The organism is Immundisolibacter sp. (assembly GCF_041601295.1).
Lineage (GTDB): Bacteria > Pseudomonadota > Gammaproteobacteria > Immundisolibacterales > Immundisolibacteraceae > Immundisolibacter.
The window spans coordinates 26,962-33,873 of the sequence record NZ_JBFIII010000023.1 but is presented as its reverse complement, the minus strand read 5'-3'; the positions used below and the strand labels follow the sequence as shown (position 1 = coordinate 33,873).

7 protein-coding genes are annotated in these 6,912 nt (G+C 62.7%); 3 read left to right on the top strand and 4 right to left on the bottom strand.

Features of this window, described 5'->3' with window-relative positions; translation table 11 throughout:
* Nucleotides 1-163 precede the first annotated feature (163 nt).
* The 3 genes from ABZF37_RS04800 to ABZF37_RS04790 all read right to left on the bottom strand — a co-directional run bounded on the left by ABZF37_RS04800 (nucleotide 164) and on the right by ABZF37_RS04790 (nucleotide 2,245).
* Nucleotides 164-1,027, bottom strand: a complete 864-nt coding sequence (locus ABZF37_RS04800) for an SPFH domain-containing protein (protein ID WP_372717327.1) — start codon at nucleotides 1,025-1,027, stop codon at nucleotides 164-166.
* A 40-nt stretch (nucleotides 1,028-1,067) separates the two neighbouring features.
* The gene (locus ABZF37_RS04795; RefSeq protein WP_372717325.1) at nucleotides 1,068-1,511 is read right to left on the bottom strand and encodes an NfeD family protein; all 444 of its coding nucleotides are present in this window, start codon (nucleotides 1,509-1,511) and stop codon (nucleotides 1,068-1,070) included.
* A gap of 62 nt (nucleotides 1,512-1,573) precedes the next feature.
* Nucleotides 1,574-2,245 (bottom strand): DUF502 domain-containing protein, encoded by a 672-nt coding sequence (locus ABZF37_RS04790; RefSeq protein ID WP_372717323.1) that lies wholly within the window; start codon nucleotides 2,243-2,245, stop codon nucleotides 1,574-1,576.
* Nucleotides 2,246-2,505: 260 nt separating this feature from the next.
* Between ABZF37_RS04790 and ABZF37_RS04785 the strand changes: the two genes are divergently transcribed.
* Nucleotides 2,506-3,711: a class I SAM-dependent methyltransferase gene (locus ABZF37_RS04785; RefSeq protein ID WP_372717321.1), complete on the top strand. Its 1,206-nt coding sequence runs from the start codon at nucleotides 2,506-2,508 to the stop codon at nucleotides 3,709-3,711.
* 28 nt (nucleotides 3,712-3,739) lie between these two features.
* Here the strand turns inward: ABZF37_RS04785 and ABZF37_RS04780 are convergent, their stop codons facing one another.
* A complete protein-coding gene (locus tag ABZF37_RS04780; RefSeq protein WP_372717319.1) occupies nucleotides 3,740-4,174 on the bottom strand; it encodes an HIT family protein in 435 nt (144 codons plus the stop codon).
* A 147-nt stretch (nucleotides 4,175-4,321) separates the two neighbouring features.
* Between ABZF37_RS04780 and ABZF37_RS04775 the strand changes: the two genes are divergently transcribed.
* Together ABZF37_RS04775 and ABZF37_RS04770 are read left to right on the top strand one after the other, a co-directional pair.
* A complete protein-coding gene (locus ABZF37_RS04775; protein ID WP_372717317.1) occupies nucleotides 4,322-5,725 on the top strand; it encodes a UbiD family decarboxylase in 1,404 nt (467 codons plus the stop codon).
* A gap of 61 nt (nucleotides 5,726-5,786) precedes the next feature.
* On the top strand, nucleotides 5,787-6,605 hold the full coding sequence (locus ABZF37_RS04770; RefSeq protein ID WP_372717315.1) for a p-hydroxycinnamoyl CoA hydratase/lyase: 819 nt from the start codon (nucleotides 5,787-5,789) through the stop codon (nucleotides 6,603-6,605).
* Nucleotides 6,606-6,912 lie beyond the last annotated feature (307 nt).

Here is a 6,912-nt window from a genome sequence, read left to right as displayed (position 1 = left end):
CGCCGGTAAACGCCGCCGCCTGCACATCAAAGCCGTCCAGCAGTACCACCAGCGTGCACAACCCGAGCACCCACCACTGAACGCCGGACAGCGGCCGCCCGTCGATCAGTTCACTGACCGTCACCGTTTGCGCCATGGCAAATTCTGGCGGATCGCGGTGCGCTTACCGCGGGCCCGCGGGCAGGCCGCTGATCAGGCCGCGCACCGCGGCCGGCAGGTCAGCGGGCAGAATCACCAGCTTGCTGTTGGCACTGTTGGCGATGTTGCGCATGGCCTCGATGTATTTCTCGCCGAGCAGGTACACCACCGGTAGCTCGCCGGTCTGGGTGGCTTCCGCCACCTTGCGGATGGCGGTTTGACTGGCTTCGGCCAGCACCACCTGGGCTTCGGCGTCGCGTCGCGACGCTTCCAGCCGGCCATCGGCCTGCAGAATGGCGGCGCTCTTGTCGCCTTCGGCGCGGGTCACCGTGGCCCGGCGGGCGCGTTCGGCGGCGGCCTGTTCCTCCATGGCGTGCTGCATGGTCGGCGAGGGCTTGATGTCCTGGATCTCGACCGTCTTCAAGGCGATCCCCCAGTCGGCGATGTCGTCCGAGATGGCGGCTTTCAGTTTGGCCTTGATGGAGTCGCGCGAGGACAGTGCATCGTCGAGGGCCATCTCTCCAACGATCGAGCGCAGGGAGGTCTGTACCAGGCTCTGGATGGCGTACACGTAGTTCTCGACGCCATACACGGCCTTCTCCGGCGCCACAATGTTGATATAGGCCAACGCGTTGGCAATGATGACAGCGTTGTCGCGGGTGATGACTTCCTGCGAGGGAATGTCGAGCACGATGTCCTTGGTTGTGACCTTGTAAGCAACTGTATCGATGTACGGGATGATCAGGTTCAGGCCCGGCGATAGCGCGCTGTGGTATTTGCCCAGACGCTGCACCACGTGCTTGCTGCCCTGTGGCACGATGCGTACGCCAAGGCCGATGGTGACCACGACCAAGGCGAACAGGAATAGCGCGAGAATGGTTCCAGGCATGTCTTTTTAACTCCGCAGTGCAGATTGAAATAGGTCGGACTCAGTCGCGCTTTTCGACGACCAGCGTGTTGCCGGAAAAATCCTTCACGTACACCCGGTCGCCGATAACGACCGAACCTTCGCAGATGAATTCCCACTCATCGTCGCCCAGCAGTGGGGTGGTGAAACGTACCGTTCCGCGGTTGGTGCCGTGCGGCGCGCGCAGTACGCGCCCGGCTTCGCCAATCACCGCCCCGCGCGCGTTACCGGCCTGAGTGCGGTCTTTCATCAGCGGGCGCAGATAACGGAACCACAGCAGCGTCATCAGGCCCGACGCCAAGCTCCACCCGAGCACCTGCCAGGCGGTGCTCAGCGTTGGGTTCAGCCACACCAACAGGCCCACCAGCAGCGCGCCAAGGCCAAACCAGAACACGAAAAAACTGGCGATGAACAGCTCTGCGATTATCAGCGCCATGCCCAGCGTCAGCCAGTGCCAATACAGCATTGCTCAAGGTCCCCCCTTGTGGTCGTTGCGCATGATACCCCGCATGGCGTGGCCGGCAGGGCTCAGGGCAGGGGCGGCGCCTCGCCGTCGAACGGTATGTTCTCCGGAGCCACTGCGCCACCGGACATGACGAAGGCCATCGCCTCGTCCATGGTCCAGTCGGTGTTGACCAGCTGATCCACGGGTACGATCTCCAGGTAACCGGAGGTCGGGTTGGGTGTGGTTGGCACGTATACGGCGGCCAGTTCCCGCCCGGTGCGGTGATCGCGCAGCGTCCGCGTGACCAGGCCCAGGGTCTTCATGTCCCGCGACGGGAAGCTGATCAGCACCACCCGCCTTACGCCCACCGGTGGCTGGCTCAAGGCCGACAACATCTTCTTGGTGCCGCCATAGATCGTCTGCACCAGTGGCAGGCGCTGAATCAGCCGTTCGCCCAGTGCCACCAGGCGCTGCCCGACCACACGGGTGGCAAAGGCGCCAAGCAGATACAGCGCCAGCAGGCTCAGCAGCACGGCCAGCGCGGACTGAAAACGGCTGTCACGCAGGAACAACGAAAGGACCGGCACTTCCTGCTGAATTCGCGTCGAGAACAACAGCAGCCACGGCAGGCTCAGGGCCGACAGTTGCCGGAATACGAATGCCAGGATCAGCCAAGTCACCCACAGCGGTATGACGGTAAGCACACCGGCGAGCAGGTATCGGCGCAGGTGCGCGGCAAAGGCGCGTAGCGGCATGGTGCGACTCCGGCATGGGGGCTTCGGCCTAGTTTGAACCGGTCAGCGCCGGACCGGAAAGGTCCTGGATCGGAACGCCACTGTAATTTACGCCGGGTACTGGCCTGATCCCAGTCAGTCGAGCTTCGTTTCAGCGCTATTGGGTGCTTGACGCTGGGTTGGCAATTTATGTTTCATAAGCATGCAGGTTTGTGAGTCTTTGGTGCGTCGATTCCCCGCTGGCTGCGCGTTGCCGCGGGGGGGTCCACGGAGATGCCAACATGAAGCGGCAACTGGCACTTTTGCGGAACCTTATCCAATACGGGAGCCTGGTGCTGGAGCTGCCGGACGGTGAGCAGTACCGCATCGGCGGTGGTGCGCCGCATGTGCGCTGGGTGTTGCACGAGCGCTCCACCTTGCGGCGCATAGCGGCCGACCCGGAAACCATGCTCGGCGAGACCTATATGCGCGGCGAGTGGCACGCAGGTGGCGGCGAGCTGGTGCCGTTGCTGGGGGTGCTGCTTCGAAACGCAAGTGCGCTTACCCACACCAGTCGAATGCGGTGCCTGCTGGCAGGGCTGTCACAGCAATGGAATCGGGTGCGGGCGAGTTACCGCAACGTGGCGCATCACTACGACCTTGAAGAGTGGCTGTTTCGGTGTTTCCTCGACCGCGACATGTACTACTCCTGCGCCTACTTTGCGGTTCCGGGAATGAGCCTGGAAGCAGCCCAACAGGCCAAGGCGCGACATATTGCCGGCAAGTTGCTGCTGGAGCCTGGCCAGCGCGTGCTCGATATCGGCAGCGGCTGGGGCAGTCTGGCCCTGTACCTGGCGCAGCAGCATGGCGTTGAGGTCACCGGCCTGACCCTGTCCCGCCGCCAGCTTGAAATGGCGCAACAGGCGGCTGCGGCGCGTGGGCTCGGGGACCGGGTACGCTTCCTGTTGCAGGACTACCGGGAGCACCGCGGCCAGTACGACCGCATCGTCAGCGTTGGCATGTTCGAGCACGTCGGCAAGCCGTATTACCCCACCTTCTTTCGGCGCATGGCCGCCGGCCTGCGTCCGGGTGGGGTGGCGCTGCTGCACACCATTTGTCGGCTGGGGCCACCGGGTACCACCAATGCGTGGGTGCGAAAGCATATTTTCCCCGGTGGCTATAACCCGGCGCTGTCGGAACTGACCAGCGGCATCGAGCGCGGCACGCTCAAGGTGATGGACATGGAACTGTTGCGTCGCCATTACGCGTTGACCCTGGGCGCCTGGCAAAGTCGCTTTCAGAAGCACCGTGGCGAGGTCACCGAGCGCTTGGGCGAGCGTTTTTTCCGTATGTGGGAGTTCTATCTGGCCGTGTCCGAGGCGGCCATGGAGTACGACGACCTGGCGGTGGCGCAGGTGCAACTGGCCGCCCAGTTGGGAGACGTGCCGATCAGCCGCGACTACCTGTACGCGCCGGTTGCGGCCGCACCGCTGCGGCGCGCCAGCTGACCCCAGGTCGTTCGTTTCGCTTCTGCGCTCAGGGGGTTTGGTGGATAGCGCCGATAGCCGCGGCCATTGCCTGTCGCAACGTACCCAGATCCAGGGCGCGCGTGGGCTGTTCGCGCCGTGGCGCAGCCCAGATGGCATCCGGGAAGGTAGCGTCGTCGGCTTGGCGGGGAATCACGTGCCAGTGCAGATGGGCTACCTGATTGCCGAGACTGGCCAGGTTGATCTTGGTCGGCAGTAGCGTACGCCGCAATGCGGCCTCGACCGCGAACACGATGTCCATCAACTGCCTGCGATCGTCCGCCGAAAGGTCTGTCATTTCGGCCGCATGCGCTTGCCAGATGACCCGGCAGTAGCCGGCATAAGGACTGTCCTCGACCAGTACCACCCGCGCCTGTCGACCCTGCCATAGCACGGTTTCCCCATCGGGCTGACACAGCGGGCAGGGGCTTTGCGTCACGCTCATGATCCTGCCTGCCTCGCGATGACTCGACAACGGCGTACCAACTTGCGGGTGGTGGACTTAGGTCGCCACAATGGCGCTGCAGTGTGCGTACCCTGCCGGGATTACGTCGAGCCTGACCGGCACCCACAAGTAACGAGGAGGAGTCCCATGCCGTACCGTGATATCCGTCAGTTTATCGCGCGCCTGGACGCCGCCGGCGAGTTGCTGGAAATCGACGCCGAAGTTGATCCGAACGAGGAACTCGGCGCCGTTTGCCGAAAGGTGTTGGACGAGGGCGGCCCGGCGCTGCTGTTCAACAATGTCAAGAATTACCCGTATCCGGTTTTCACCAACATGTTGGGCACCCAATCGCGCATCGCATTGGGCATGGACGTGACGCTGGAAGAGATGGCCGACGTCTTTCTTGCTCGCTCGCGCACCAGACCCTGGCTGGAGCCGGCGATGCGCGACACAGCGCCATGCAAGGAAGTGGTTATTCCCGAAGCGCAGCTGCGCCTGGAAGACCTGGTGCCGCCGGCCGTCAACAACCCTGACGATGGTGGAGCCTTCCTGAACTATGGCCTGGTGGTGATGAAAGACCCGGACAGCGGTCGTCGCAACATGGGTATCTATCGCTTGCAGATTCGGCCAGGCAACCGCACTGGCATCTGGTCCAGCCCGACCTCGCACGCGGGCACCATCCGCGCCAAGAACGACATTCTGGGTCGGCCGACCGAGGTCGCCGTGGCAATCGGCGGCGATCCCATGCTCTACCTCGCCTCGCAGGTGCAGGGCCTGAACCTGGGCGACGACGAACTGGAGCTTGCATCCTCGCTGCGTGGCGAGCCGATTGATCTGGTCAAGTGCGATACCGTGGATCTGGAAGTGCCAGCCGACGCCGAGATCGTACTGGAGGGCCGCATCCTTTTCGGCGAGCGCGAGGCCGAGGGCCCCTACGGCGAATACCCCGGCTACTATGGGCCTATCGGCGACCAGCCGGTAATCCAATTTCACCACGCGACGCGTCGGCGTCAGCCAGTGTACGTCCACACCTACATCGGCGTGCCGCCGTCGGACACCCACGCCCTGGGCCAGATGATGGGCGAGGCCGGCCTGACCGCCAAACTGCGCAATGACGTGGCGCCGACCGTGAAGGAGGTCTACTGCGCGCTGGACATGCACACCGTGGTGGTCTCCCTCAAAAAGACCTACGAGGAGCAGGCCAAGCACGTCATATATGCCCTATGGGCCACGCGCAGCGCCAAGACGGTGATCGTGGTAGACGAGGACATCGACCCGCGTAACCAGGAGCAGGTCTACTGGGCCATCGCCAACCGCAGCCACGCGCCGCGAGACGTGATTATGGGTGATGGCTTCGGCACCATCGGGCCGGCCACCAACAAATATGGGGATACCGTTGGGAGCAAGCTCGGCATTGATGCCACAGCGCCGTTGAAGGGCTATCCCGCCATGTCCCGGCCACGTCCGGAAATGGTCAAGCGTGTCCGCGACCGCTGGGCCGAGCTGACCGCGTCGCAGAAAACCAAGTTACGGCGCGGCGGGATAGGGTGAAAAAGGTGTTCTTTATTGGCGCCGTGACCGCGTTTGGCCGCTTTTTAACGAGGGGGAGGCAGTGAAAAAGTACGAGTGCGTGAACCTGACGATCGACGGTGACGTTGCGACGGTGCAGCTGAACAGGCCGGAGAAACGCAACTGCCTGAGTCCGACCCTGCACCGCAACATGGTCGATGCCCTGAAAGAGGTGGCGGCCGCCAAGTGCAAGGTGCTGGTCGTTACCGGTTCCGGTGACTCGTTCAGCGCCGGCATGGATCTGGAGCAATGCTTTCTCGAACCGTTCGACGATCCGCAAAGATTCATCGAAATCAACACGCCTTGTTTTGAGTGGCTGACCCATTTGAAGGATTTCCCGGGTGTTACCGTCGCCAAGGTCAATGGTTGGGCCTTCGGCGGTGGCTTCGAGATCGCCAGTATTTGCGACATCGTTATCGCGGCGGAGGAATCCGTGTGGGGTCTGTCCGAAATCAATTTCGGCATCTTCCCCGGGGGCGGCGCTACCTGGTCCTACGCCCATAACATGACGCGCAAGCAGGCGCTGTTCTATGCCTTGACGGGCGCCACGCTCACAGGCAAACAGGCTGTGGATCTGGGGCTGGCGACCATGGCGGTGCCCCTGAAGGACCTGGACGCCGAGGTCGCCAAATGGGTGGCTAACCTTACCCAGAAGGGTCGGGCGGTACTGCGCAAGACCAAGGAAGTCTACGAGAAATCACTTGGCATGACCTTTCAGGAATCCATCGACTGGGAAATGGCCAAAATGTGGGAACTGTCTCGCGAGACCAACGACGACTGGATTCGCACGGCACTGAAGTCCTTCGCCAAGCGTGAGTTCAAGCCGGGTTTGCAGAGTTACAAGTTAACCAAGGACGTTTGAGGGGACATGCAGCCAGGGGGTAACTCCCCCGGCTGCATGTACCTGCGCCTTGCGAAGGGCGGGTCGGGCGAAGCCGTAATCCGTCGGATAGCCTCACGAGCGACCGGAGCGGCGACTCCAGGCGAGTTTTGACGACTTCGCTTGCAGCCACTTATGTATCTGGCGCTTCACTCGCCAGCTTTGACGTCACGGGTGATCGGCAGCATTCATCTTCGATGTTTCGGTCTGCGTTACGAGTCGAGATGGTCTTCTCGTCAATCGTGGCCAGGCGTTGCGGCTTATCTTGCGCAGGGGGCGGGAGGGCGTG

Coding starts and splice junctions, on each gene's coding strand:
- ABZF37_RS04795 (WP_372717325.1), bottom strand. CDS start 1,511: ATGCTGTATTGGCACTGGCTGACGCTGGGCATGGCGCTGATAATCGCA.
- ABZF37_RS04780 (WP_372717319.1), bottom strand. CDS start 4,174: ATGAGCGTGACGCAAAGCCCCTGCCCGCTGTGTCAGCCCGATGGGGAA.
- ABZF37_RS04785 (WP_372717321.1), top strand. CDS start 2,506: ATGAAGCGGCAACTGGCACTTTTGCGGAACCTTATCCAATACGGGAGC.
- ABZF37_RS04790 (WP_372717323.1), bottom strand. CDS start 2,245: ATGCCGCTACGCGCCTTTGCCGCGCACCTGCGCCGATACCTGCTCGCC.
- ABZF37_RS04775 (WP_372717317.1), top strand. CDS start 4,322: ATGCCGTACCGTGATATCCGTCAGTTTATCGCGCGCCTGGACGCCGCC.
- ABZF37_RS04800 (WP_372717327.1), bottom strand. CDS start 1,027: ATGCCTGGAACCATTCTCGCGCTATTCCTGTTCGCCTTGGTCGTGGTC.